A 23,903-nucleotide genomic window follows, 5' to 3' on the forward strand; every position below is an offset into this window, starting at 1 on the left:
TTTAGGCGTAATGAAACCTGCCGATTCGCCCTTCCAGCAACTTGTACGCAAGCTCCGCCAGATGGAAATTCGCATCCTCAAGGCCGTGGATGCACAGTTGCAGGGTGATTTTCATTCCGTATTCAAAGGCACCGGCCTGGAGTTCGACGATGTGCGCCTGTACCAGTACGGCGACGAGGTGCGGGCCATCGACTGGGCCGTATCCAGCAAGGGCCACGGCACCTTCGTAAAAACCTACAAGGAAGAACGAGAGCAGCAGGTAGTGTTATTGCTCGATGTAAGTGCTTCCCAGCAAGTAGGCGCTGAAGGCCGCCGCAAGCTGGATGTGGGCCGCGAAATTTGCGGGGTGCTGGCCCTGGCCGCCGCCCGCCAGGATGCCCAGCTCGGCCTGCTGGCCTTTTCCGACCAGAAAGAGTTCTATCTGGCGCCCGGCAAAGGCACCCGCCACGCCTACGCCCTCATTAAGCGGCTGTTTGCCCTGGAGCCGCGCAGCCGCCACACGGCCGTGGCGGCGGGTATCAAGCAGGCCCTGGGCCTGCTTAAGCGCCGCACCATTGTGCTGCTGATTTCTGATTTTATCGACACCGACTACGAGCGGGAGCTGACGATGCTGGCCCGCAAGCACGATTTGGTGGTGCTGCAGCTGTTGGATAAGCGGGAGCAGGAGTTTCCGCCCCTGGGCATTATTCCGCTGCACGACCAGGAATCGGGCCGTACGGTGTGGGTAAACACCTCCTCGGCCGCTTTCCGGGACCGGTACCGGGCCACCTACGAGCAGAACCGGGAGCAGATTGGCCAAATCTGCCGCCGCCACCGCACCGAATACCTGTCCATTGCCACTGATACTGACTTCGTTCCGCAGTTGGTAAACCTGTTTCGGCGGCGTAACCAGCGCGGGGGCCGTGGCTGACCTGCGCAGTAGCTTACGCCCGGCGCTGGCAGCGGTGGTACTGGCTCTTACCAGCCTAACCGCCGCCGCCCAAACTTCAGCCGACAGTCTGCCCCGGGGCCGTTTTCAGCGGGCCGGCGTGCGCGTGGGCGAGGTGCTGGAGTATGAGCTGACGTATGAGCACGCGCCGGAGCTGGCCGTCATCTTTCCCGATTCGGCGGCCAACTTCGCACCCTTTGAGTACGTGGACCGCCGCTACTCGCCCACCCGCACCCGCCAGGGCCGCAGCCTGGACAGGGCCGTATACCGTCTGCGCACGTTCAGCCTCGACTCGGTGCAGGTGCTCAGCTTGCCCGTAACCCTACTGCGCGGCCGCGACACGCTGCTGCTGCCTACTGCCCCAACACGGGTACGGCTGCTGCGCACGGTAGCACCTACTACCGTAGTGGGCAGCGCGCCCCAACTGCGCCAAAACGTGCGGCTGCTGCCCGTAGAGGCTCGGTTTAACTACCCGTATTGGCTGGCAGCTCTGGCGGGGTTGCTCCTGCTGGCAGGCGGGCTGGTGCTGGGGTTCCGGCGCAGCCTGCGGGGCCGGTACCGCCACTACCGCCTGCGCAAAAACCACGCGTACTTCCTGGCCCAGTATGCCCGCCACATAGAGCGTTTTACCCTATCCCGTTCCCTTACCAACATGGAGCGGGCCATTACGCTCTGGAAAAACTACCTCTCCGCTCTCGAAGACAACAACATCAGCAGCCTGACCACCCGCGAAATTGTGGCCCATTACCAGGACGACGCCGATGTAAGCCTAGCCCTGCGCCTGGCCGACCGGGTTATCTACGGCAACCAGGTTTCGGAAGATGAATCGGAAACTGACCTGGCCTTTGTGCTGCTGCGCACCTTTGCCGAGCGGCAGTTTCAGAAGGTGTACGCGGCTAGTTGAAATGGCCTGTTGAATGACAGGCTATTCCAGATGAGGCAAGCGGGCATAGTGGTGGAAGTCCGGATTCCGCTTTTCGCCGGAAACTACCAATGAGCAACTGCGGCTGACTGCTATTATCTGGTGGTCAGCAACTGGGCGCTCCTCCGGAAACTGCTTACTTTTGACTTCTTCTCTTCCCTAGCTGCATGCTCTGGCCTACTGCCCTCACTTCTTTCCTGGATAGTGTGCGTTACAGCACCCTGGCCGGCTACAGTTGGGAGCAGCCGCGCCTGCTGCTGCTGCTGCCGCTGGTGCCATTGCTGTTTGTGCTGCGCTGGGTGCTGGCCCGCCGCCGCCGCTCCCGGCTGGGGGTGGCCTTCGTGGCTGGGCAGCTCCCCCGCGACTGGAGCACGGTGCTGCGCTTCGTGCCGGATGTGGTGCTGGCCCTGAGTCTGGGTTTCGGGATTGTGGCCCTGGCCCGCCCCCAGCGCACCGACGAGCGAGTGGTACAAACCGGCCAGGGCATTGATATTCTGCTGGTGCTGGACGTATCGGGCTCCATGGAGCTGCAGGATTTGCGCCCCAACCGGCTGGAGGCAGCCAAACGCGTGGCCCGGGAGTTTGTGGATGGCCGCCGGGGCGACCGAATCGGGCTGGTAGTATTTGCCGGCGACGCTTATTCCCTGGCCCCGCTCACTACCGACTACGACCTGCTGCGCGACGATTTGCAGGGCCTGCGCCTGGGCATGATTCCGAATGATGGCACGGCCATTGGTACGGCTTTGGGCGTGGCCACCAACCGCCTCCGCGACTCCCGCTCCCGTACCAAAGTCTGCATTCTGATTTCGGATGGCGAAAACACGGCCGGCTCCCTTGATCCGCTGACCTCAGCCCAGCTAGCCCACGCCTACGGCCTGAAGATTTACACCATTGGGCTGGGCCAGGATGGTACTGTGCCCTACGGCACGGATGAGGCCGGCCGCCCGCGCTACGTGGAGACCCGCCTCGACGAAACCACCATGCGCCAGATTGCCCAGGCCGGCGAAGGCCGCTTTTTCCGGGCCACCGACAACGCCGGGCTCCGCCAGGTGTTCACTCAGATTAACCGCTACGAGAAGTCGGAAATCAAGCAGAACCGCTACCGCAACACCCAGGATTACTACCGCGTGTACCTGGTGTGGTGCATAGGGCTGTGGCTGCTGTGGCTAGGACTCAAAAACACCTTTCTTACCAACGCTCTGGAAGATTAACCTTGTGATTCAGGAAAACATACAACGCATTCAGCAGCAGCTTGCCGGCACTGCCGCCCGGCTGGTAGTGGTTACCAAAACCCACTCCGTGGAGCGCCTTCAGGAAGCCTACGAAGCCGGAGCCCGCATTTTTGGCGAAAACCGGGTGCAGGAAATGGCGGCCAAGCACCCCGAGCTACCCGCCGATGTAGAGTGGCACCTTATCGGGCACCTGCAAACCAATAAGGTCAAATACATTGCCCCCTTTGTGCACACCATCCAAAGCATCGACAGCCTGAAGCTGCTGCTGGAAATTGAGCGGCAGGCGGCCAGGCACAACCGGGTAATTGAGGGGCTGCTCCAGTTTCATATTGCCGACGAGGAAACCAAAACCGGCCTCACCCTGCCCGAAGCCGAGGAAATACTCGGCTCCGAAGAGTTCCGCGCGCTGCGCCACGTGCGCCTCACCGGCGTAATGGCCGTGGCCACCTTTACCCCCGATGAAGACCAGCTGCGCCGGGAATTTCGGGCGCTGCGCGGCTACTTCGATAAGCTCAAAGCCCTGTACTTCGCTGAGGACGAAGCGTTCCGGGAAGTCTCCATGGGTATGAGCTCCGACTACGCCCTGGCCCTGCGGGAGGGCAGCACGCTAATTCGGGTGGGCAGCGCTATTTTTGGGGCTCGATGAATTACTAGTTGTTAGTTGCTGGTTGTCAGTTGTCAGTTGGCTATTCCAGACAACCCCAGGTTAACCAACTAACAGCCAACAACTAAAAACCAGCAACCACCTACATGACCGCACGCCTCGTTCTTCAACTCGCCGCCCTGCTAGGTGCCCTCAGCGTGGGCATCGGGGCCTTCGCCGCGCACGGTTTGCGCAAGATGCTGACGGCTTCCGGCCGCTTCGAAACCTTTGAAACGGCCGTGCGCTACCAGTTTTACCATGCGCTGGCGCTGCTGGCCGTGGGCATACTCTGGTACCTGAAGCCGGAGTTGCGTAGTCTGGGCACCGTGGCCTGGCTGTGGCTGGGCGGCATCCTCGTTTTTAGCGGTTCTCTGTACGTACTGTGCCTCACGGGTGTCACCAAGCTGGGGGCCGTTACGCCCATTGGCGGCGTGCTGTTCATTGCCGGCTGGATAGTACTGCTGCTGGCGGCCCGCCAATTGTAAAAGCGCAGCCCTCAAAACAGATAAAAAAGCGGCTTACCAGTGTTGGTAAGCCGCTTTTTTATCTAGTGATAATAGAATCAGCAACTACTAGGAAGCTTTCTTCTTGGCTTTGATTTTGTTGTCGCCCACTTTCACTTTCTGCTTGGCGTCGCGTACGTTGGCGGGCGCATCCACATCGGTGGCGGCGGGGGCCGCCGAAACGGTAGCGCCAGCTTCCTTCACATCACCCACCAGGGCTACCATGGCGTTGCCGCTGGCCGAGTTGGATTCCACGGTCAACACCTTGTTCTGCATGCCAAACTTACCCGACGAATTGAATTTGGCCGTGATGGTGCCCGATTTGCCGGGCATCACCGGCTCCCGCGTCCACTCGGGCGTGGTGCAGCCGCAGCTTACGCCAATGTTGGAAATGATAAGCGGCTGGGTGCCCACGTTCTTGAACTTGAAGGTGTGCTCCACCACGTCGCCGGTTTTGATGGAACCGAAGTCGTACTTCATTTCCTCAAACTGAATTTGCGGACCGGCCACTTTGGTTTGGGCGTTGGCGGGTTGTACGGCAACCGTCTGGGCCTGAGCCGCGAGGCCCATCACCGACAGCGACAGGGCCAGCAAAAGTGCTTTTTTCATGATATTACGTGCGTTAAGGAAGGTAGCAAAAATACGAGTTTGGGCCGCCCGGCCAAGTTACGTGCCAGTTTTCACTTTAGTGCGTGAAGGCCACGTGAAGCGTAACGCACAAGCGGCCAGTTTGGGTTCTGTGTTACCGCTAAAACCTTGCTAATCTGTACAAAGCAAGAAGTCCGGCATTGCGCTACACCACTGATGCAGATTCTTCGCTCCGTCCGGAATACCGGCTACTCCTCCGCTGCGTCGCCGATAAGGTTTTTGTTGAAGTTGAGCAGGAACAGCCTTTCCGAGGAGCGGGTAACGGCGGTGTAGAGCCAACGGGCAAACTCGGAGTTCACCATGTCCTCCTTTAAAAAGCCGTGGTCAACGAATACGGCCTGCCACTGTCCGCCCTGGGCCTTGTGGCAGGTAAGGGCGTAGGCAAATTTCACCTGCAGGGCGTTCAGAAACGGGTCTTTGCGCAAAGCGGCGGTGCGCTCCTTTTTGGTTTCGAGGTGGGCGTAATCCGCGCTGATGGCTTCGTAGAGGGCTTTATTCCGGTCGGCGGGCAGGGCGGGGCTTTCGGTGTGCAGCGTATCCAGCAGCAGCTTTATCTCCATGTCGGGCTCGTCGGGGTAGTCCACCAGCCGCACGCGGGCATCGGCGAAGCGGAAGCCAAATTCCTCCGTAGTCCGCAGGATCTTGACCACCTGCACAAAGTCGCCATTGGCCAGAAACCCGATTTCTGAATCCTTGGGCAGCCAGTAGTAGTTGTTGCGCACCACCATCAGGTAGTCGCCCGATTCAATTTCGTCCTCGGCCTCAAACAGCACGCGCCGGATGTACTGGTTGTACTGGTTGGCGTTTTTGTTGGAGCGGCAGATAATGGTGCTGTTCTCGTGGCCGAAGTTCTTGTAGGCCCAGCGCAGCCCATCCTCGAGCTTGTCGCCGCCCATGGAGAAAATATCGGGGTAGCCTTTGGTGAAAAACTGAATAACCGGCTTTTCCTCCCGCAGCTCCTCCCGCAGCACCGTGGCGTTCATCAGTATCCCCGACGACTCGGCCTGGCGCATTACCTGGCGCAGCTCCACGGAGTACACCTCGGCCCGGAAGCGGTGGCGCAGCAGCTCGGCATCGAGGGCGGGGCTGAGCAGCTGGCCCACGGGCGGCAGCTGGGCCGTGTCGCCGATGAGCAGCAGGCGGTTGGAGGGCTTTTCGAACACGTAGTTCATCAGGTCGTCGAGCAAGCCATTTTCTCCGAAAGCCTTTTCGTCGGAAATCATGGAAGCCTCATCCACAATGAACAGCGTATCCTGGGCGCGGTTAGGCTGGCGCTGAAACGAGAGACCCTGGGCCGGCGAGCCGCTGGTTTGGCGGTAGATTTTCTTGTGAATGGTGCTGGCCGCCACCCCCGAGTAGGTGCTCATTACCTTGGCTGCCCGGCCGGTGGGGGCCATCAGCACGTATTTGCGGCCCATTTGGTGCAACCACTGCACCAGGGCACTTACCACGGTAGTTTTGCCGGTGCCCGCGTAGCCGCGCAGCACAAAGGCTTTACGTCCCGGCAGCGCATCGCCCAAAAAACCATCCATCTGCCGAAACAGCGTGGCCTGGTCCTGGGTGGGCTCGTAGAGAAAATAGTCGCGGACGGAAGGAGTTCGGAGGGAAAGCATAGTAGGGTATTCAGCAAGAACAAAGCTACGCCGCTTTAGGCTCCCGAGGGTGCAACTGGGTACGTGTACTTTAGCCACAGCCGAAACCCCTGCTGCAGAATACGCCTTAATACCTTCAGTTCCTGCCGGCGCCATCCGGGTTTCCAGGGGTGGGTGTGCGGACCACGGAACTCCATTCTACCCTGCTGATTGAGCTGAATTATTCCGTCGTTCAGATACAGCTTATCGAACACTCGGTTCCGGATGGTGCCTTTCTGGTTACCCAGAAACGGCTTGCCAATGCCGCTGCTCAAATCATCGAACATATTCCACACCGTGAGAGTCTCCTTTGGCGGATTCTTTGCCGGGTGGCTTAGCCAGTTGAAGACATCATCCATTTTCTGCAGTAATGGCTCTTCCGGCACCAGCTGCACGCCCAAACCATCGGCTAGCTGCCGCACTCCGGCCGTTGAAGCAAACCGGGGCACCCGACCAGATTCGTCAGCCCACAGCCCGTCATCTTCCTCAGCAGTCCACCACAACGAATACCAATCCTGCCCCTGCCAACGGCACCAGCTTATGTAATACTTGGCGTCAGGTGGAGGCATTTATTCTGTTGGCAGCGTGATGATGAATTCCGTGCCTTGTCCCGGCTTCGAGGCCACGCTGATGGTGCCGCCGTGGCTGTGTACAATATCACGGGACAAGGACAGGCCCAGGCCGGTGCCTTCGCCAAGGGGTTTGGTAGTGAAGAAAGCCTCGAACACCTTGCGGCGCACCTCCTCGGGCATACCGGAGCCGTTGTCGTGCACGCGCACCTGCACCGCGCCGGGCAGCAGGCGGCTGTCAATGCGCACTTGGGGCTGGTAGTTGGTTTCGCCGGCCTGCTGGCGCTGCGCTACGGCATAAAAGGCGTTGGTAAACAGATTGAGCAGCACCCGGCCCATATCGGGCGGCACTACGGGCACGGGCGGCAGGCCGGGGGCCAGGTCGGTTTCCACGCCTACCTCGGCGGCGGAGGTTTGGAGTTCCTGGTGCTGGCGGGCCAGCTGCAGGTACTCCAGTACCAGGGCGTTCAGGTCGGTGGAGGTGCGTTGGGTGGTGCCCGTGCGGGCGTGTTCCAGCATATCCTTGATGATGCCCGAAGCCCGCATACCGTGCTGGCTGATTTCCTGCAGGTTTTGCCGCAGGCCCAGTAGAATCTCATGTTCCAGGGCCGGCGAATCGGACTGGTGGTCCATATTGTCTACCAGAGAGGTACTCACCTCGGCAAACCGCTTCATGAAATTAAGTGGGTTCTGCAGTTCGTGGGCAATACCGGCTGATACCTCGCCTACAAAGGCCCATTTCTCCGACTGCACCAGCTGGTTCTGGGTTAGCCGCAGCTGGGCCAGGGTCTGGCGGTTGGTTTGCAGCTGGCGGTACACCAATATGCCCAGGCCCGAAATTAATACCAAGGCCACCACGCTCAGCAGCAGGAGTTGGTTACGCTGGCTCAGGCGCAGGGCCTGCATGGTCTTTTCGTGCCGCAACTGGGCAATCTGGGCTTGTTGAGCTTGTTCTATTCGTTCGCCCTCGTACTGCGCCAGTAAGTTGCTGCCCTGCATACGGTTCAGCGTGTCCTGGAGCGCCAGGTAAGCTAAGCTGTAGCCCTGGGCCTCAGCAGCTGAACCGTGGGCACCCTCAAAGCGCACCAGCTCCCGTAGGTATTTGGGGCGCAGCATCTGAAAGTTGGCGGCGGTGGCCAAGGCGTAGCCTTTGCGTAAGTGCTGAGCAGCTAGGGCGTAGTTCTGCCGAGCGGTATAATAGCGGGCCCACGTGGCATCCAGGGCAAACTCGCCAGGGCGGCCGGTAATATCCATCCGCAGTGAGTCGGCAAGCTGTTGAGCCCGGGTGAGCAAAGGAAGGGCGGCCGGGCTCTGGCCCTGCGCCACCAGCAGCTGGCTCTGCAGCACCAGGGCATAGGCCGTATAGATGCCGGAATTCAGGGAGTCGGCCCGGGCTGTACGCAGGGCTTTGTTGATGTACTGCGCGGCGGCGGGCAGGTCGTGCAATTGCAGGTACAGGTTAGCTACCGCGTGCTCCGAGTAAAAGCGCTGCAGGCCGGCAATCTTGGATTTATCGTTCCAGCGAGCAGCCTGACGCAGATAGTACAGGGCCTTCTGCGGGTTGCCCCACTCGGCGTAGGTATTGCCGGCCACCATCAGCTCGTTGCTGTACATGCGGCGGTTGAACTTCTGCAGCAAATCGGCCGCGTGCAGGTAGTGGCTGATGGCCTGGTTGTAGTCGCCGCGGTGGCGGTAGGTACCTCCCAGCACCACATAACAAGCCGCTTCGTTCTCACGCAGCCCGCGTACCTGATACTGCAGCAGCTTGCGCTTGAAGTAAGTAAAGCGTTTATCGGACTCGTGCAGCTTGTTGTAGATGGGTGCCAAATCCATCAGCAGAAAAGGCGCTGCCTGCCCCGACTCATCGACGAGTTCAATAGCTTGTTGCATGGCGGCCAGCGCCTCCGCGTACTGCTCGCGCTGCCACAAGCGCAGGCCAGCCTGCATTTCCCGGTAAGGGGCGGCGGTGGGGAGCTGCTGGGTGCGGTCATTCAGGCGCAGCAGCTCGGCCAGCATTTGGGTAGCCTGCTGCCGGCGCACCGGCTCGGAGAACTCCGTAATGCGGAGCAGATGAGCCAGCCGGGGTACCCGGGCCGTATCGGCCGTTTGTAGCTTTACTGCGTGATAGAGGGAGTCATAATCGGCGTTCCAGTACTGGCGCTGTGCCAGCACCGGGCTACCGAACACCAGTACTAGTAATAACACGCTAATCCATTTCATACCTACTTATCATGGCCTAAAAAGCCACACGTATAGTTCCAAGGTGAGAAGAAAATAGCAGATTTCAGTACCTACATATAAATGGGTTAAACGGGCGGTTCGACTACGGCCATAGTAGCCGTGGCTTTGGCAATCAACAGCGCGTCACACCACACTTCGGCCTCGCAGAAGTGGAGGCGTCGGCCGGCTTTCAGTACCCACCCTACAGCCCGCAGACGCTGCCCCACTCCGGGGTGAAGGTAACTGGTTTTTAGCTCAACCGTAACTACGCCCGTGCCCTCGGGTACCAGCGTAACGGCCGCGAAACCAGCTGCCAAATCGGCCATGGTAGCTACCAACCCGCCGTGGGCAAAACCCACGTGCTGCAGGTGCTGCTGCTGCAACTGCAACTCAGCCTCCACACGCCCCTCCTCAATTCGGGTGAGGTCGGCCCCGATATGGTGCATGAAGTGTTGGCGAGTAAGCTTGCGGCGGATGCGGGTTTCCAGGGATTCAGCAGTCATATGGCAGTAAAGTTAGCTAGTGAGCAGCTAGAAGTCAGGCCCCAGCCGGAAAGGAATGCGGGAGCCGGGAGGCAAAAGAGGTTGCGGATAATTTCTTACCTTCTGACCGGCCTCCTGCATCCCAGCTTCTTCCTCCCTAGCTCCTCTCGCCCATGCCTTACCTTGATTATCTACTGGCTGGTGCCCTTGGCCTGGCGCTGGCCGCGTGCTGCGGCTTCCGGGTGTTTGTGCCGCTACTGGCGGCTTCTCTGGCCTACCGCACCGGCTACCTCACGCCCGCACCCGGCTTTGCCTGGATGGGCAGCTGGCCCGCCGTAGCGGCGCTGGGCACGGCCACTGTAGCCGAAATTCTGGGCTATTACATTCCGGTGGTGGATAACGTGCTGGATGCCATTACCGGCCCGGCTTCCTTCATTGCGGGGGCAGTACTCATGACCTCTGCCCTGCCCGATATGCCGCCGATGGTGCGCTGGGGACTGGGCATTCTGGTAGGCGGCAGCACGGCGGGTATCATCCAAACTGGCACCTCCCTGCTGCGCGCCGGCTCCACGGCCACCACGGCTGGCCTGGGCAACCCCGTGCTGGCTACCCTGGAAAACCTGCTGGCCATTGTGGGCTCGGTGCTGGGGCTGCTGGTTCCCGTGTTGGTAGCGGTCCTGGCCGTGGGCATGGTGCTGTGGGTGCTGAGCCGGCTACGGCGCTGGCGGCAACGGCGGGTGGCCCGGCGGAAGGCCCACCTGGCGGGCCTGCGTACTACACCCGGCTAGGCTGCGTTTGGAAGGAAGCTTGTAGTTTTAGCCCCCGGACAACTTTCTTCCATGCATTTTTCCAACGCCTCCGCCCCCGACTCCCTATTACAGGCCTACGCCGGCGTGGCTCGGGTGCGGGTGTGCGGCCTGCTGGTGCAAAAGGGCGCGCTGCTGCTCACCGCCCACCGTGGCCTCCTCCCCAACAACCTGCCGTTCTGGTCGCCGCCTGGCGGGGGGTGGCAGTTTGGGGAAACCCTACGCCAGTGCCTGGAAAGGGAATTCCGGGAAGAAACCGGGCTGGCTGTACATACGGGCCGGTTCCTGCATCTGCACGAGTTCAACAGCCCGGGTTTGCAGGCGCTGGAGCTATTTTTCGAAGTGCAGCCCCAGCAGCCCAACCAGTCTCCTCAGCTGGGTCAGGACCCTGAGCATACGCCGGATGCCCAACTGCTGACCCACCTGGAGTTCGTTACGCCCCGCCAGCTAGGCCAACTGCTGCCCACCCAAGTGCACCCCGTGCTGCGCGACATTATCAGCACCGACGACGTATTCATTCCCCAAATACGGTTTCAGTAGGCGTGCTTTCGTACCTTTAGAAGCCAAAAAAGCGGTTTAGTACCGCTTCGGCCGTTTTTTCTGCTTGCCTGATTTCCGCTGCCTATGTCCACCGCTCTTGCCCCGATGCCTCCGGTTGCCCTGCACCGCCTGCGCGACGAAACGCTGGACCTCCAGAATCCGGCGGCGTACAACCTCTACCTAACGGCCGGTCCGGCTGGCCTGCGCCTGGGGGTAGCCGACGCGCGCCGCAATAAATTTGTGGCGCTTGATGAGTATGCCGCCCCTGAAGCCGACACCTCACTAGCGGCGCAGATACACGCCCTGACCCCAGAGCACGATTTGCTGAACATGTCGGGCTGGAACCGGGTCCGGCTGGCGGTACAGAACCGCGCCTTCACCCTCCTGCCGGCCCCGCTGTTCCGCGCCGGCGACGAGGCCGCCTACTTGCGCCTGCACCACGCCTTCAGCCCCGCGCAGGAGTCGGTGCACCACTACACCCACGCCGGGCTGGATATCAGCAGCGTGTTTGCCGCCGATGCCCAGCTAACTTCTTGGTTTGCGCAGCAGTACCCTACCGGCCGCCTTGTGCATCAAACCAGCGCGCTGCTGCAGGGCGTTACGCACCAAAGCGAGCCAGGCGGCGCGCGGCGGGTGTACCTGAGTATCGGGCACCAAGAGGTTACCGTGCTGGCTTTGCGCGGCAAGCAGCCGGAATTTCTGAACGTGTTTCCCTTCGGTACCCCCGAGGACCTCATTTACTACACTATTCTGGTTATGCAGGAGCTGCAGCTCAACCCCGACCAGGATTTGGTAATGGTGTGGGGCGACCTGATGCACGACTCTGAATTGTTCACTATTCTGCGCAAGTACATTCGCAACCTGCGCTTCGGCAACCGGCCTTTCGATGTTGGCTACAGCTACCGTCTCAACGACCTGTTTGAGTACCGGTATTTCGAGCTGTATGCCCTGCACCTGTGCGAGTAAGTTGTACTAGCGGAGCAAGGAAGTAGCTGAACCGGCAAACTTTCAGCTAGTTCCCACACTTCGCCATGCGCCCATTTATCCATTTACCCTCTGCTCCCATGCGTGTTGCTTTGTTTCCGGGCTCCTTTGACCCCTTCACCAATGGCCACCTGGATGTGGTACGGCGCGGAGCGGCCCTGTTCGATCAGGTTATCATTGCCATCGGTAACAACAGCAGCAAGCAGCGCTACTTGCCTGTGGAGCAGATGATACCCCTGATTGAGCACGTCTTCCAGGATGAGCCCCGGGTAATCGTGCGGTCGTACAAGGGACTTACGGCCGATTATGCCCGGGAAGTAGGCGCTAAGTTCTTGCTGCGGGGCTTGCGCAACACCACCGACTTTGAATACGAAAACACCATTGCGCAGGCCAACCGGCACGTAAATCCCGAGCTGGAAACCGTGTTTCTCATCACCTCTCCGGTGCTGGCCGCCATCAGTAGCACCATCATCCGTGAAATTCACCGCTTCGGCGGCAACGTGGATGATTTTGTGCCTTTCTCCCTTCCTGCTCCCCCGCAACTGTAGGCTAAAGCATCCGCACCAAAGCAGACGCACGGATGCAGGCTGTCTATGGCCTACGTCCGCGCGTCTGCTTTGCTTGTATTCTGGTGGTGTTATTTGCGGGCTACTACCCGCATCCCGATGATTTCCCGGTTGTTGCTGGGGTTGGCCACGGGCAGCACCATGTAGCCGGGCGCCGTGAGGCTCAGGTTAGCGTTCCGCAGCAGTTCATCCTCATCCGAACCTACCACTACTAAGTCGCGCACTTTGCGGGTACGGGCATTGAAAGTGGCCACTACGGTTACCCCCTTGCGCTCAAACGTGTTAATCCAGTCCTCTCCCCGAGTCGCCTTCATTTGCTCAGCGGTGGGTTCCAGGCCTATTTTCTGCTCCTTCGTTTCCTGGGGTGGCCCCAGTGCCCGCCGCACCTGGTCAATGTTACGGCCTACCAACACGGGCACATCTACGGCAGCCGTGCGAGCAGCCTCTGAGCTACCCGTAGCCGGCATTCCAGACTCGGATACCGACTGTGAGCCGCTACATGCGGCCAGGCCCGCTGACAATATGAACACGGGGAGGTAGCGAAGCTGACGCATGGTAAGCAGGGAGAAGTTGAGTGAAGGAAAAAGCTAGTCTTGGTTGGCGGGAGCCTGCCCCGCAGCCTCCCGTAGGTAGTGCCGTACCACCAGGGCAATGCTGGCGTACGACTCATCGAGCACCTTCAGCGCCTCTTGGGGTGACATCCAGCGAACTTCCTCGATGTATTCTTCGGCCTGGGGCTTCATGAGCGTGTCATCGAGGCAGCGCATGATGTACCAGTTCGTTTTTTTCAGGATTTTGTTGCCGTTGTAGGCGTAGGAGTGCCAGGTGCTGGGCAATTCCTCTCCCAACTCAATCTGAACGTTGCACTCCTCCTCCACTTCGCGCAATGCACCCAGGGCGGGGTCTTCCTCCTTCTTGAGCTTGCCTTTGGGCAGGTCCCACTTGCCGAGGCGGAAGATCATCAGCACCTGCCCATCCTTCACGACCAGGCCACCGGCGGCCTTCACAATCTTGAATTGGTCTTTCAGGTGCAGAATCAGCCGCTTTTTCTTGCGAGCCAGCAGGGTCAGCGACTTCAGCTTTTTGAGCTTCTTCACCTCCATCAGCCGCAGCAGGCGGTCCACGAACACGTCGGTCACGTCACGCACCAGCACATCCCCAATCAGATCCTTGGAGATGAATTCATCTTCCGGGTTCAGAATCAGGTCGTACTTGTGCTTGTATACTTTCTCGCTGTTTTTTTTGATAATCAGCGGAATATCGTTGATGAAGACGTTCATCGCGGGGTAATCTGGGGGAGCAAAAAGGTGATTCGGGCGGGTTGCTGCAAAACACAGCATATTTCCCCGGAATCGAAAGGGCCGGGGGCCGGGCAAGATACGGGTTGTAGCCGGTTGAGTTGTACGCGGCCCCCGATGAGTTGGCGCTGATGCATTTGCGGGGTCAGGTATCCGTTCCTTGCGGGTCGGCACCAGGCGGGTAATTGGTTCAGCCTGACGACTACCAGCTCGGGGCAGCCTGCTACTTTTGCCGTATGAAAAAAATCGGCCTGCTCTCCGACACCCATAGCTACCTCGACGACCGGATTCTGCACCACCTAAGCGGCTGCGACGAAATCTGGCACGCCGGCGACTTCGGAACGGCCGAGGTGATTGAGCAGCTGCAGGCTGTGGCTCCGCTGCGGGGCGTGTACGGCAACATCGACGGCCGTGACGTGCGCCTGACGCAACCACTGGTTCAGAACTTTGAGTTGGAGGGGCTGCGGGTGCTCATGACGCACATTGGGGGCTACCCGGGCCACTACAGCCCCGCTGGCCGGGCCCTGGTGCAGGAGCATCGGCCGGGCCTGTTCATCAGCGGCCACTCCCACATCCTGAAAGTAATGCCCGACCCGCGCCTGGGCCTGCTCCACCTCAACCCCGGTGCCGCCGGCCGCCACGGCTTTCACAAAGTGCGCACCCTGCTGCGCTTTGAGGTAGCCGTTGGCAAAGTGCAGAACCTGCAAGCTGTGGAGTTAGGCCCGAAATAGGTATCTGTCCTTGGGGAGAAGCACGCCAAAGCAAGAGCAACCCAATCAACCAAACAAAAAGAGCCTTCCCGGGGGCGGGAAGGCTCTCTCGAAAATTCTGACTTACAACCCACCGACTCCGGGACGGGCAAGTCAGCAGGAAACGCGCTTAGGCGGCGGCTTCGGTAGTGGCTTCGCTTTTGGTGAAGCGTGACTTCAGCTCGTCGAGGTCCACGTTCTTCAGAACGGGGGTGAGGAGCAGTTGCTTAATGATGCGCTGCTTGTTGTTAGCGCGGGCAATGTTCTTGCGGTGCTTCCGCTTCAGACGGGTAGTGCTCATTTTTCCGGGTCGGTTAAAGTCTTTCTGTAAATGAGGGGCAAAAGTAACGACTAAATTTGACACCGGGAAACCTTTCCCACTTTTCCCTTGCCAACTCCTATGACCAATTCCATAATCGACCTGCGCTCCGACACTGTAACGCGCCCCACTCCGGCCATGCTGGAAGCCATGTTTCAGGCCCGCGTGGGCGACGACGTATACGAGGAAGATCCCACAGTGCAGGCGCTGGAGCAAGAAGCCGCCGACCGGTTTGGCCTGGAAGCCGGCCTGTTTTGCCCCAGCGGCACCATGACCAACCAGATTGCCATCAAGGCCCACACCGAGCCGCTGAGTGAAGTTATCTGCGAGCAGACCTCCCACATTTACCTCTGGGAAGTGGGCGGTATTGCGTTCCACTCGGGGGCTTCGGTGGCATTGCTGCCTGGCAACCAGGGCCGCCTCACGGCAACGCAGGTAGAGGCCGCCATCCGGCCCGTTAATATCCACTACCCCACCACCAGCCTCATTTCCCTGGAAAACACGCACAACCGGGGTGGGGGCAGCTGCTACGGGCTGGCTGAACTTGCGGCCATTGCCGAAGTAGCCCAGCGCCACCAGATTCCGCTGCACTTGGATGGGGCCCGCGTGTTCAATGCCCTGGTGGCCACTGGCCAGGATGCCCGCGAGTACGGCCGCCTGTTTGATACGATTTCGGTGTGTTTGAGCAAGGGGTTGGGGGCACCGGTGGGCTCGGTGCTGTTAGGCAGCCGGGCGTTCATTCAGAAAACCAAGCGCATCCGGAAAGTAATGGGCGGCGGAATGCGCCAGGCCGGTTACCTCGCGGCTGCGGGTCTGTATGCCCTGCACCATAATGTAGAGCGGCTGGCCGACGACCACCGCCGCGCCCGGCAGTTGGAAGCCACGCTGGCGGCTCAGCCCTACGTGGCTGAAGTACTGCCCGTGGAAACCAACCTGGTTATTTTCCGTCTGCAGGCTACTACGCCAGCCGAGCAATTTTTGGCTCATCTGGAGCAACACGGTATCAAGGCGTCATCTTTTGGCCCCCAGATGATTCGTTTCGTAACCCACCTGGACGTGGACGATACCATGCTAGCCCGCGTTGAGGCGGCATTAACTGCTATATAAATAAGCCGTTTCCTCCCCATTCCTTGCCGCACGTTGTAACTGGCAAGCTCGCAAGGAATGGGGCGGGCGGTTTCTCAGTTGACACCCCATAAATTCTGTATGAACCTTTTTATCATTGGGGATGTGCACGGCTGCTACCACACTTTCCGGGAGTTGCTGCACGCGTGGGAGCCGGCCAATGAGTTGCTGATTCAGGTGGGCGACCTGGTAGACCGGGGCCGTTTTGCCCCGGAGTGCGTGCAACTGGCTCGGGACCTGGAGCTGGCTCATCCGGGCCACACGGTATTTTTGCGGGGCAACCACGAACTGGAAATGCTCAAGCACTACGGACCCGAAGGCCCTAACCCGCCGTGGCTGGAGTGGGGCGGCCGGGCCACGGTGCAGCAGTATAAAGGCCGGCCAGATACACGGCGGGAGCATGTGGCGTGGCTGCAGCAGCGGCCGCTGGTGTGGGAGAATGAGCACGTAACGGTCAGCCACGCCGGGTTTGCCGATACTGCCACCCCGCTTGACCCCGAGAACCCCCAAGGCGTACTGTGGCGGCGCGGCCCCCTGCGCAACCTGGGCCGGCGCCAGGTGGTAGGCCATACCCCCACAGCCGATGGGCGCACCTCGTTTGATGCCGTATCCAACACACTGTACCTTGATACCGGCGCCTACATGGGCATGTACCTGACGGGCGTGCGCCTCTCCCCGACCGGCGAACTACTAGCCGAGTTTCCGGTGCCTACCTCGCGCCTGGATATTGCGCCATTGTAACCAGGTTCCGTTATTCCCCCCACCCTCTATGACTTCTGCTCATGATTCAGCTGCGGCCTTGCAGCACCTTTCCGCCTCCGACCCGGTGCTGGCCCGCTTGGTTGCTCAGGGCCGCCCCATTCAGCCGGCGGCCCACGAGGATTTGTACCTAGCGTTGCTGCGGGCCATTGTCAGCCAGCAGATTTCCACCAAGGCCGCCGCCGCCATCTGGCGCAAAGTGCAGGCTCTGTTTCCGCCCGATGGGTACCCCGAGCCAGCGGCTCTGCTCCTGTTGACGGATGAGGACTTGCGCGCGGCGGGTATTTCCCGGCAGAAAGCGGGTTACCTGCGCGCCATTGCCGATTTTGCCCAGCGCGACCAACTGGACCACGCCCACCTCAGCCAGCTTTCCGCCGACGAATTCACCCGCCACCTTACCCAGATTAAAGGCGTGGGCCGCTGGACGGCCCAGATGCTGCAAATGTTTGCCCTCGACCAGCCCGATGTATTTCCGGAAGGTGATTTGGGCATTCAGAACGCCATGCGCCGCCACTATGGCCTGGAGGAAACGGGACGGGCTTTACTCAAGCGCATGACGGAGCTGGCCGAACCCTGGCGGCCTTACCGCACCCTGGCCAGCAAATACCTCTGGCAATCCTTGGATAATACACCGGCCTCCGAAACTGGCCAGGCAGTGCCACCGCAAGGGTAAGAAGAACGTCATGCAGAGGCGCAGCCGCAGCATGACGTTTATTGGTACTTTGCCGCTTGCCTACGCTAGTCGTTGGTTTCGCCGTTGGCCTCGCGCCGCCGGGCTTCCCGGATGCCCAGCCCAATAGCCACGAAAGTAGACACCAGCGGCACGCAGAACCCGAACAGCAGCCAGGGCCAGAACCGCCGCCCGTACATATGGGCAATGTACACGGTAATAACCGCCGACAACGGGCAGATCATGATCAACAAAAACAGCAGGTCGGAAAACTCCATTCGGGCAAAAGGTTAGCGGTAAAGCGGGTCGAGCTGGGCCAGCTGCGGGGCGGGCTCCCAGCCGGCCGGCCGCTGGCGCGGGTAAAACCAGGCGGCCCCGGCCGCCAGCCACTGCGCCCGGAACTGCCGGGCCGCCGCAGGCGTCGCGTCGTCGAAGCCAAAGGTAACACCGCAACAGCCGCAGCTGCTGAAATCCGGCTGCCGGCCATCCGGCCCCCAGGGCGACTCGTCGTAATCCAGGCCGCACACGCGGCAAAACCAAAGCATCATCATTCAGAAAATCAATCAGATTGCGCGAACAGTCGGGTTTATGAAACCGCTCTAGGTCGTCATGCAGAGCCGGAGGCGAAGCATCTCGCGTGCTGACGTTGAGTTACCATTGCAACGTCAGCACGCGAGATGCTTCGCCTCCGGCTCTGCATGACGGGCTATTGGCTTTCTTGCCACACGGTCTACTCAGCCCCGCACCTTGCCGCGCTTTACCAGGTAGGCGTATAGCACCTTATCAAACGGCTCCCGGATATCTACCGGCACAAAGTCGATTTTGTACTGCCCGCAACGCAGGGCCAATTCCTGCTCATACTGCCGCATGGTGGTCTGATATTGCTCCCGCACCTGGCTGGGCTGCAGCTTCACCGTCTGGCCGGTTTCCAGGTCCTCAAACAGGTAGGGCCGATCCTGAAACTCAAAATTGGCTTCAGTGGCACGGTCCATTACGTGCAGCAGCAGCACCTCGTGGTGTTGATGACGCAGGTGTTGCAGGGCGGCCAGGGCTTCGGTCTGCTCCTCGGGGCTGCGGCCCAGCATATCGGAAAACAGCACCACCAACGAGCGTTTCGGGATTTGCTGGGCGATGGTGTGGATGACGCCGGCCACGTTGGTGCGGGCGGCCTGCGGAGGCGCGGGCCGCTCCAGCAGTTGTTGCAGGGTGAGGAGTAGCGTGTGGCGGTGGGTGCTGGTGGAGCGTACCGGCGTTTGCAGCTCCACCTGCTCGGCAAACGTGACCAGGCCCACCGCGTCGCGCTGCTTTTGCAACAGCGTAGTGAGGGCCGCCGCGCACAGCACCGAAAACCGCAGCTTATCGTGGCTGGGCGCGGGGTAGTACATGCTCGGGCTCACATCGAGCAGCAAGTGGCAGCGCAGATTGGTTTCCTCCTCGTAGCGCTTCACAAACAGCTTATCGGTGCGGGCAAACACCTTCCAGTCGAGGTGGCGGGTACTTTCGCCAGGATTGTAGAGACGGTGCTCTGAGAATTCCACCGAAAACCCGTGGTAGGGCGACTGGTGCAGGCCTGTGATAAACCCTTCGACCAGCTGCCGGGCCAAAAATTCCAGGTTTTCGAAGGAACGAACGGCGGCCAGATCGAGGGGTTGCGGCATAAAACGAGTGGGCTGAAACAGTATCACAAGATACAACGGAATTGCGGGCTCCACCCTGCGTTTGCGGGCTTCACGAAACCTGTAGGAGCAGGCGGTTCACCGTTTATTCAGGTTTTTATATCTATTTGTTCACCTATATAATCTTGCCGGAATACCATAGCTTCTTATTGGTGTAGATTACAAACTTTTGGCTTATCTGCGGCTGCAAACACGCTTTTGCCATGTTCATCCCGGAATAGGAAATTACGGCCCTTAAAATTTTACTATCTACTGAAAACTACCTATTTTGCGCTGAACTTTAATCATCTTGGAATAACAAAACTTTACTAGAAGGAACTGTGGAAGACCGTCACGACCAGGAAGAAATTTACTCCCAGCGCATTAAAGCCGGCAAGCGCACGTACTTTTTCGACGTGAAAGCTACCCGCGGCCAGGACTACTATCTGACCATCACGGAAAGCAAGCGTCGATTGCGCGACGACGATACCTTCTCATATGAGAAGCACAAGATTTTCCTGTACAAGGAAGATTTCCTCAAGTTCGTGGATGCCCTGCAGGACGCCGTGGACTACGTACGTGAGGAGCTGCTGACGCCCGAGGAAGTAGCCGAGCTGGACCGCCCACGCCCAGCCTACGAGGAGCGGGAAGGCGGCTATACCCGCACCACCGAAGACAATTTCTAACCCCCCTAAACCCCGGAAGTCTAGCGAAACACGTTTTACGTACTTTGGTTTTCAACTACTTCCCACCGCACGGCGCGCCCGGCTTCGGCCTCGGCGCGCCGTCGTGGTTATGGGCCTGGGCGCTACCACGAGTAGTACTGACTCAGCAGCAGCATGCCGGCTGCCAGGTACAGCCCTAGGCGCTGCAGCTTACGGGTTGGGGAATGGTGATTACACATGCCAGCTTAACAGCCGTCGGGGCGGGTTCGGTTCAGCCCTTCGGGTTCCACCTGCGCCAGTACCTGTGGGAGGCCGTGCTTTCCTTGAAAAAGCCCCGTACCTTTGCGCCACGAAGTGAGCCACAGGCTCAACTCACCATTTCACCATCTCACCATTTCACCATATGGGTCTCCGCTGCGGTATCGTCGGCCTGCCAAACGTCGGCAAATCCACGCTTTTCAACGCCCTTTCCAACGCCAAGGCCGAATCGGCCAACTACCCCTTCTGCACCATTGAGCCGAACGTGGGCGTAATTACCGTGCCCGATGAGCGCCTCCAGATTCTGGAAGCCCTGGTGAACCCCAAGCGCGTGCTGCCCACCATCATTGAGTTCGTGGATATTGCCGGCTTGGTAAAGGGAGCATCCAAGGGTGAAGGGTTGGGCAACAAGTTCCTGGCCAACATCCGCGAGGTAGACGCCATTATCCACGTAATCCGCTGCTTCGATGACCCCAACATCGTGCACGTAGCCGGCGGCGTGGACCCCGTGTTTGACAAGGATGTAATTGACACCGAGCTGCAGATCAAGGATCTGGAGAGTGTGGACAAGAAGCTGGTGAAGTCGGAGCGCTCGGCCAAGGGCGGCGACGCCGTGGCCAAGAAGGAAGTAGCCGCCCTGCAGAAATTCAAGGCCGCGCTGGAAGACGGGCAGAACGCCCGCGCCGTGCAGGCTACGCCCGAGGAGCTGGAGGCAGTAGCCGATTTGCAGCTGCTCACCATCAAGCCCGTGATTTACGTGGCCAACGTGGATGAGGCCAGCGCCACCACCGGCAATGCTCACACTGCCGCGCTGCAGGCCCACGTAGCCCAGGAAGGTGCCGAAGTAGTACTGGTATCGGCCGCCATTGAGTCGCAGATTGCCGAGATGGAAGACCCCGAGGAAAAGGAGATGTTCCTGGGCGAGTACGGCCTTACCGAGTCGGGCCTGAACCGCCTGATCCGCGCCTCCTACTCCCTGCTCAACCTGATTACCTACTTCACGGCCGGGGTGCAGGAAGTACGCGCCTGGACCATCCACAAGGGCGACAAAGCCCCCGCCGCCGCCGGTGTCATCCACTCCGACTTCGAGAAGGGTTTCATCCGGGCCGAGGTGATTAAGCTGGCCGATTACCAGGAGTACAAAACCGAGGTAAAAATCAAGGAAGCCGGCAAAATGGCCGTGGAAGGCAAGGAATACGTGGTGCAGGACGGCGACATCATGCACTTCCGCTTCAACGTGTAGCAGAACATACCTACCCGTCATGCTGAGCGGAGTCGAAGCATCTCTACCACTTCGTTTGGTGCCGATTAGTTAGCACTGCGGTAGAGATGCTTCGGCAAGCTCAGCATGACGTTCTTTCTGCCTCTCTCCTCTCCCACCTCATGGACGTAAAAGACAGCAACGGCAACCTGCTCGCGGAAGGCGACGCGGTTACCATCACCAAAGACCTGAAGGTGAAGGGCATGGCCCAGGCCCTGAAGCGCGGCACCGTGGTGAAGAACATTCGCCTCACCAACTCGCCCGCCGAAATCGAAGGCCGGGCCGGTGGCAGCATGCTCGTCATCAAAACCGAGTTTGTGAAGAAAGCCTAGCGCCGTTTCTTCAGCAGCAACCAGTACCTTAAGCACCCCGGTCGAATGGTTCGGCCGGGGCGCTTTTTGTTTGATAATAACATGTCCGTACACGACGATCTGTACCCTGCTTGGCTGACCGAACATCTAGCTAACTATTCTTTCAACTGGGAGAATTCCGTAAGCACGTCTTTTCCTGAGCTATTGGATAGTATCACACTTCATGACTCTTACTGGCATCATACAATCTCACCTGGCGACAATTCTATAGTATTAGTTATTGAATTAGATGCTATTTGGAATAAGTCCTTTTGTTATCAACAAACTAATTGGCCATATCTCATTATAAGAATAAACCGCGTCATTAATTCTTTCAATGATTTCACACAAGACGATTTTCGAGGGACGATAGGTGATACAGAATCGTTACAGGTAAATATTAGCAGGTTCAATGAATGGTTAGAATTTGCGAAGGTCTATGATTTGCTACCCGTGGATCTATATGAACACTTTCCTATCAGAAAATCAATGCACCGAACAGAAATATCTACGGTATATGGTGGAGTGCTTTCCATCACACACGAAGCTTCAATTCAGACTTTACTTTATACTGCTGATGGACAGTCGTTAAAAATCAATATAAAAAACCGAAGCGTCGAATGATTCAAACCACTCGGCGCTTCGGTTTTTCGACATAATCATATTTTTATTTCCCCACCACTTTAAACAACTGCCCGCTGGTCATTTTATCGGTGGTTTTCATACCGTTGAGGATGGCCATTTCCTCATAACGCTTGCTGGATACGCCGTTGGCGGCGAGGGCTGAGGCCAGCGTCTGGCCGGCTTTGGCGGTTTTGATGCGAATACGCTCAGGCTGGCGGTTGATTTTGCTGGCATCGGTGAGGCGGCGGAAGCCTTCGGCGGTGCGCTGAAAAGTGCTGCCGTAGGTGCCGAGGGTGCCGGGGCCACAGAGTCCTACCAGGGCGTAAATTGTCTGGCCATCTTGGATAAGGTAGGTGAGAGTACTGGCCGTAATGCCCTGCTGCCCCGACTGGTCCTGCCCCACCTGGTCGCCTTGGATAACTACGGCCGGGAAGTTGTTGACGGTGGTTTTCTGGGCCTGGGCATTTTGCAGCTTAAGCTGCTGGGCCAAGGCTTGGGCGGTTTCATCGAGGCTTTTGTTGCCGGCGGGCAACAGGATCTGCACGGCCTTGCCACTGGGCTCGGCCATCTGGAACTGGCTGGGCGAGTTCTGCGACTTCCAGCCCTGCGGAATCGGGAACTGAAACTTCAGATCGGGGTGGTAGAACACGCTGTTTTCCACGTAGCCCTCGCGGGGATTGTCGCCGTAGGGCAGGCCCTCAATCATGCGCAGGTACTGGTCGCGGTTGACGGCCAGCTGGCGGCCGGCCTGCTGCTCGGCCTGGGCGGCCAGCTTTTTCACGTTGGTGTACCGGTCGGCGGAGTTGGGGTGCGAGGACAGGAACGTGGGCACAGTGGCCGCGCCGCTGCTTTGCTCGGTGCGCTGCAGGGTGAGAAAGAAGTCGGCCATGGAGGCCGGGTCGTAGCCGATTTTGCTGGAGTACTTCACTCCTAGCTTGTCTGATTCGTTTTCATCGTCGCGACCATACTTGAGCAGGCCCAGGCCTACTACCTGTGAGGCCGGCTGCGCAATGGAAGCCACCCGCTTCGACAGAATAGAACCCAGAATGAGGGCCCCGTTGGCAATAGTGGAGCGGGTTTGCTGCTTCTGGCCGTGGCGGGCGGTAATGTGCCCTATTTCGTGGCCAAGCACCCCACTAAACTGCGCCTCATTGTTGAAGTGCGCCATGATGCCCCGCGTAAAGTACACGTGCCCATCGGGGGTGGCGAAGGCATTGATAATGGGCGAATCGACGATGGTAAAGCCTTTCACATCGGCAGGGCGGTCGGAAATGCGGCCCATCTGCATTCCTTTCTGGTCGATATAGGTTTGCAGTTTGGCGTTGTCCAACAGGCCGAACTGCGCAACCACTTGCGGATCAGGTTGCGCCCCCTGTACGGGCAGCACAGGCCGGGCGGCCGTGGTTGTGGCAGGCTGGGCAGGGCGGAGAGGCAACAAAAGGGCCAGCGTGGTGCCAGCTCCCAGAATAGACGTGTGAATGAAGTGCATGGGCAGG

The 23,903-nt window shown here is 59.2% G+C and carries 29 protein-coding genes; 17 read left to right on the plus strand and 12 right to left on the minus strand.

What is annotated here, in order from left to right; all coding sequences use genetic code 11:
- Nucleotides 1-10: 10 nt before the first annotated feature.
- From ROI90_RS18430 to ROI90_RS18450, 5 genes are all read left to right on the plus strand, one after another.
- Nucleotides 11-910 (plus strand): DUF58 domain-containing protein, encoded by a 900-nt coding sequence (locus tag ROI90_RS18430; RefSeq protein ID WP_315999752.1) that lies wholly within the window; start codon nucleotides 11-13, stop codon nucleotides 908-910.
- Nucleotides 903-1,832: a hypothetical protein gene (locus ROI90_RS18435; RefSeq protein WP_315999753.1), complete on the plus strand. Its 930-nt coding sequence runs from the start codon at nucleotides 903-905 to the stop codon at nucleotides 1,830-1,832. Before ROI90_RS18430 ends, ROI90_RS18435 begins: the two co-directional genes overlap by 8 nt.
- A gap of 185 nt (nucleotides 1,833-2,017) precedes the next feature.
- Nucleotides 2,018-3,061: a vWA domain-containing protein gene (locus tag ROI90_RS18440; protein WP_315999754.1), complete on the plus strand. Its 1,044-nt coding sequence runs from the start codon at nucleotides 2,018-2,020 to the stop codon at nucleotides 3,059-3,061.
- Nucleotides 3,062-3,065: 4 nt separating this feature from the next.
- A complete protein-coding gene (locus tag ROI90_RS18445; RefSeq protein WP_315999755.1) occupies nucleotides 3,066-3,728 on the plus strand; it encodes a YggS family pyridoxal phosphate-dependent enzyme in 663 nt (220 codons plus the stop codon).
- A gap of 104 nt (nucleotides 3,729-3,832) precedes the next feature.
- Complete coding sequence (locus ROI90_RS18450) at nucleotides 3,833-4,210, plus strand: DUF423 domain-containing protein (RefSeq protein ID WP_315999756.1); 378 nt, start codon at nucleotides 3,833-3,835, stop codon at nucleotides 4,208-4,210.
- An 87-nt stretch (nucleotides 4,211-4,297) separates the two neighbouring features.
- Here ROI90_RS18450 and ROI90_RS18455 read toward each other — a convergent pair whose 3' ends face one another.
- From ROI90_RS18455 to ROI90_RS18475, 5 genes are all read right to left on the minus strand, one after another.
- A complete protein-coding gene (locus ROI90_RS18455) occupies nucleotides 4,298-4,837 on the minus strand; it encodes a DUF1573 domain-containing protein (protein WP_315999757.1) in 540 nt (179 codons plus the stop codon).
- Nucleotides 4,838-5,064: 227 nt separating this feature from the next.
- A complete protein-coding gene (locus tag ROI90_RS18460) occupies nucleotides 5,065-6,489 on the minus strand; it encodes an ATP-dependent DNA helicase (protein WP_315999758.1) in 1,425 nt (474 codons plus the stop codon).
- Between the two features lie 35 nt (nucleotides 6,490-6,524).
- Nucleotides 6,525-7,076: a hypothetical protein gene (locus tag ROI90_RS18465; RefSeq protein ID WP_315999759.1), complete on the minus strand. Its 552-nt coding sequence runs from the start codon at nucleotides 7,074-7,076 to the stop codon at nucleotides 6,525-6,527.
- On the minus strand, nucleotides 7,077-9,296 hold the full coding sequence (locus ROI90_RS18470; protein WP_315999760.1) for an ATP-binding protein: 2,220 nt from the start codon (nucleotides 9,294-9,296) through the stop codon (nucleotides 7,077-7,079).
- Between the two features lie 86 nt (nucleotides 9,297-9,382).
- A complete protein-coding gene (locus ROI90_RS18475; protein WP_315999761.1) occupies nucleotides 9,383-9,799 on the minus strand; it encodes a PaaI family thioesterase in 417 nt (138 codons plus the stop codon).
- Nucleotides 9,800-9,951: 152 nt separating this feature from the next.
- Here ROI90_RS18475 and ROI90_RS18480 point away from each other — a divergent pair, with 152 nt between their 5' ends.
- The 4 genes from ROI90_RS18480 to coaD all read left to right on the plus strand — a co-directional run bounded on the left by ROI90_RS18480 (nucleotide 9,952) and on the right by coaD (nucleotide 12,656).
- Nucleotides 9,952-10,566 (plus strand): DUF4126 domain-containing protein, encoded by a 615-nt coding sequence (locus ROI90_RS18480; RefSeq protein ID WP_315999762.1) that lies wholly within the window; start codon nucleotides 9,952-9,954, stop codon nucleotides 10,564-10,566.
- A gap of 51 nt (nucleotides 10,567-10,617) precedes the next feature.
- A complete protein-coding gene (locus ROI90_RS18485; protein WP_315999763.1) occupies nucleotides 10,618-11,124 on the plus strand; it encodes an NUDIX hydrolase in 507 nt (168 codons plus the stop codon).
- A gap of 84 nt (nucleotides 11,125-11,208) precedes the next feature.
- Nucleotides 11,209-12,090, plus strand: a complete 882-nt coding sequence (locus ROI90_RS18490; protein ID WP_315999764.1) for a DUF3822 family protein — start codon at nucleotides 11,209-11,211, stop codon at nucleotides 12,088-12,090.
- A 98-nt stretch (nucleotides 12,091-12,188) separates the two neighbouring features.
- Nucleotides 12,189-12,656 carry a pantetheine-phosphate adenylyltransferase gene (gene coaD / locus ROI90_RS18495; RefSeq protein ID WP_315999765.1) on the plus strand — a complete coding sequence of 156 codons (468 nt, stop codon included), beginning with the start codon at nucleotides 12,189-12,191 and terminating at the stop codon, nucleotides 12,654-12,656.
- Between the two features lie 89 nt (nucleotides 12,657-12,745).
- Here coaD and ROI90_RS18500 read toward each other — a convergent pair whose 3' ends face one another.
- Both ROI90_RS18500 and ROI90_RS18505 read right to left on the minus strand, forming a co-directional pair.
- On the minus strand, nucleotides 12,746-13,228 hold the full coding sequence (locus ROI90_RS18500) for a hypothetical protein (RefSeq protein WP_315999766.1): 483 nt from the start codon (nucleotides 13,226-13,228) through the stop codon (nucleotides 12,746-12,748).
- Nucleotides 13,229-13,261: 33 nt separating this feature from the next.
- Nucleotides 13,262-13,954: an NUDIX hydrolase gene (locus ROI90_RS18505; RefSeq protein ID WP_315999767.1), complete on the minus strand. Its 693-nt coding sequence runs from the start codon at nucleotides 13,952-13,954 to the stop codon at nucleotides 13,262-13,264.
- A gap of 254 nt (nucleotides 13,955-14,208) precedes the next feature.
- Between ROI90_RS18505 and ROI90_RS18510 the strand changes: the two genes are divergently transcribed.
- A complete protein-coding gene (locus ROI90_RS18510) occupies nucleotides 14,209-14,703 on the plus strand; it encodes a metallophosphoesterase family protein (RefSeq protein WP_315999768.1) in 495 nt (164 codons plus the stop codon).
- Between the two features lie 148 nt (nucleotides 14,704-14,851).
- Here ROI90_RS18510 and ROI90_RS18515 read toward each other — a convergent pair whose 3' ends face one another.
- Complete coding sequence (locus ROI90_RS18515; protein WP_315999769.1) at nucleotides 14,852-15,022, minus strand: hypothetical protein; 171 nt, start codon at nucleotides 15,020-15,022, stop codon at nucleotides 14,852-14,854.
- Between the two features lie 99 nt (nucleotides 15,023-15,121).
- Between ROI90_RS18515 and ROI90_RS18520 the strand changes: the two genes are divergently transcribed.
- From ROI90_RS18520 to ROI90_RS18530, 3 genes are all read left to right on the plus strand, one after another.
- A complete protein-coding gene (locus ROI90_RS18520) occupies nucleotides 15,122-16,147 on the plus strand; it encodes a threonine aldolase family protein (RefSeq protein ID WP_315999770.1) in 1,026 nt (341 codons plus the stop codon).
- A gap of 99 nt (nucleotides 16,148-16,246) precedes the next feature.
- Nucleotides 16,247-16,906: a metallophosphoesterase gene (locus ROI90_RS18525; protein ID WP_315999771.1), complete on the plus strand. Its 660-nt coding sequence runs from the start codon at nucleotides 16,247-16,249 to the stop codon at nucleotides 16,904-16,906.
- 28 nt (nucleotides 16,907-16,934) lie between these two features.
- Entirely contained in the window at nucleotides 16,935-17,597 is a 663-nt protein-coding gene (locus ROI90_RS18530) for a DNA-3-methyladenine glycosylase family protein (RefSeq protein WP_315999772.1), read from the plus strand.
- 65 nt (nucleotides 17,598-17,662) lie between these two features.
- Here ROI90_RS18530 and ROI90_RS18535 read toward each other — a convergent pair whose 3' ends face one another.
- The 3 genes from ROI90_RS18535 to ROI90_RS18545 all read right to left on the minus strand — a co-directional run bounded on the left by ROI90_RS18535 (nucleotide 17,663) and on the right by ROI90_RS18545 (nucleotide 19,252).
- On the minus strand, nucleotides 17,663-17,872 hold the full coding sequence (locus ROI90_RS18535) for a hypothetical protein (RefSeq protein ID WP_315999773.1): 210 nt from the start codon (nucleotides 17,870-17,872) through the stop codon (nucleotides 17,663-17,665).
- A 12-nt stretch (nucleotides 17,873-17,884) separates the two neighbouring features.
- Nucleotides 17,885-18,142, minus strand: a complete 258-nt coding sequence (locus ROI90_RS18540) for a hypothetical protein (RefSeq protein ID WP_315999774.1) — start codon at nucleotides 18,140-18,142, stop codon at nucleotides 17,885-17,887.
- A gap of 186 nt (nucleotides 18,143-18,328) precedes the next feature.
- A complete protein-coding gene (locus ROI90_RS18545) occupies nucleotides 18,329-19,252 on the minus strand; it encodes a DUF58 domain-containing protein (protein ID WP_315999775.1) in 924 nt (307 codons plus the stop codon).
- A gap of 338 nt (nucleotides 19,253-19,590) precedes the next feature.
- Between ROI90_RS18545 and ROI90_RS18550 the strand changes: the two genes are divergently transcribed.
- The 4 genes from ROI90_RS18550 (at nucleotide 19,591) to ROI90_RS18565 (ending at nucleotide 22,407) form a co-directional block, all read left to right on the plus strand.
- Nucleotides 19,591-19,935 carry a DUF3276 family protein gene (locus ROI90_RS18550; RefSeq protein ID WP_315999776.1) on the plus strand — a complete coding sequence of 115 codons (345 nt, stop codon included), beginning with the start codon at nucleotides 19,591-19,593 and terminating at the stop codon, nucleotides 19,933-19,935.
- Nucleotides 19,936-20,317: 382 nt separating this feature from the next.
- Nucleotides 20,318-21,415, plus strand: coding sequence for a redox-regulated ATPase YchF (gene ychF, locus ROI90_RS18555; protein ID WP_315999777.1), 1,098 nt, complete (start codon nucleotides 20,318-20,320; stop codon nucleotides 21,413-21,415).
- 140 nt (nucleotides 21,416-21,555) lie between these two features.
- Nucleotides 21,556-21,765, plus strand: a complete 210-nt coding sequence (locus ROI90_RS18560; RefSeq protein WP_315999778.1) for an alkylphosphonate utilization protein — start codon at nucleotides 21,556-21,558, stop codon at nucleotides 21,763-21,765.
- An 81-nt stretch (nucleotides 21,766-21,846) separates the two neighbouring features.
- Complete coding sequence (locus ROI90_RS18565; protein ID WP_315999779.1) at nucleotides 21,847-22,407, plus strand: hypothetical protein; 561 nt, start codon at nucleotides 21,847-21,849, stop codon at nucleotides 22,405-22,407.
- Between the two features lie 43 nt (nucleotides 22,408-22,450).
- Here the strand turns inward: ROI90_RS18565 and ROI90_RS18570 are convergent, their stop codons facing one another.
- The gene (locus ROI90_RS18570; protein ID WP_315999780.1) at nucleotides 22,451-23,896 is read right to left on the minus strand and encodes a M48 family metalloprotease; all 1,446 of its coding nucleotides are present in this window, start codon (nucleotides 23,894-23,896) and stop codon (nucleotides 22,451-22,453) included.
- Nucleotides 23,897-23,903: the final 7 nt, after the last annotated feature.

Source organism: Hymenobacter endophyticus, assembly GCF_032464715.1.
In the GTDB taxonomy this organism is placed as follows: domain Bacteria; phylum Bacteroidota; class Bacteroidia; order Cytophagales; family Hymenobacteraceae; genus Hymenobacter; species Hymenobacter endophyticus.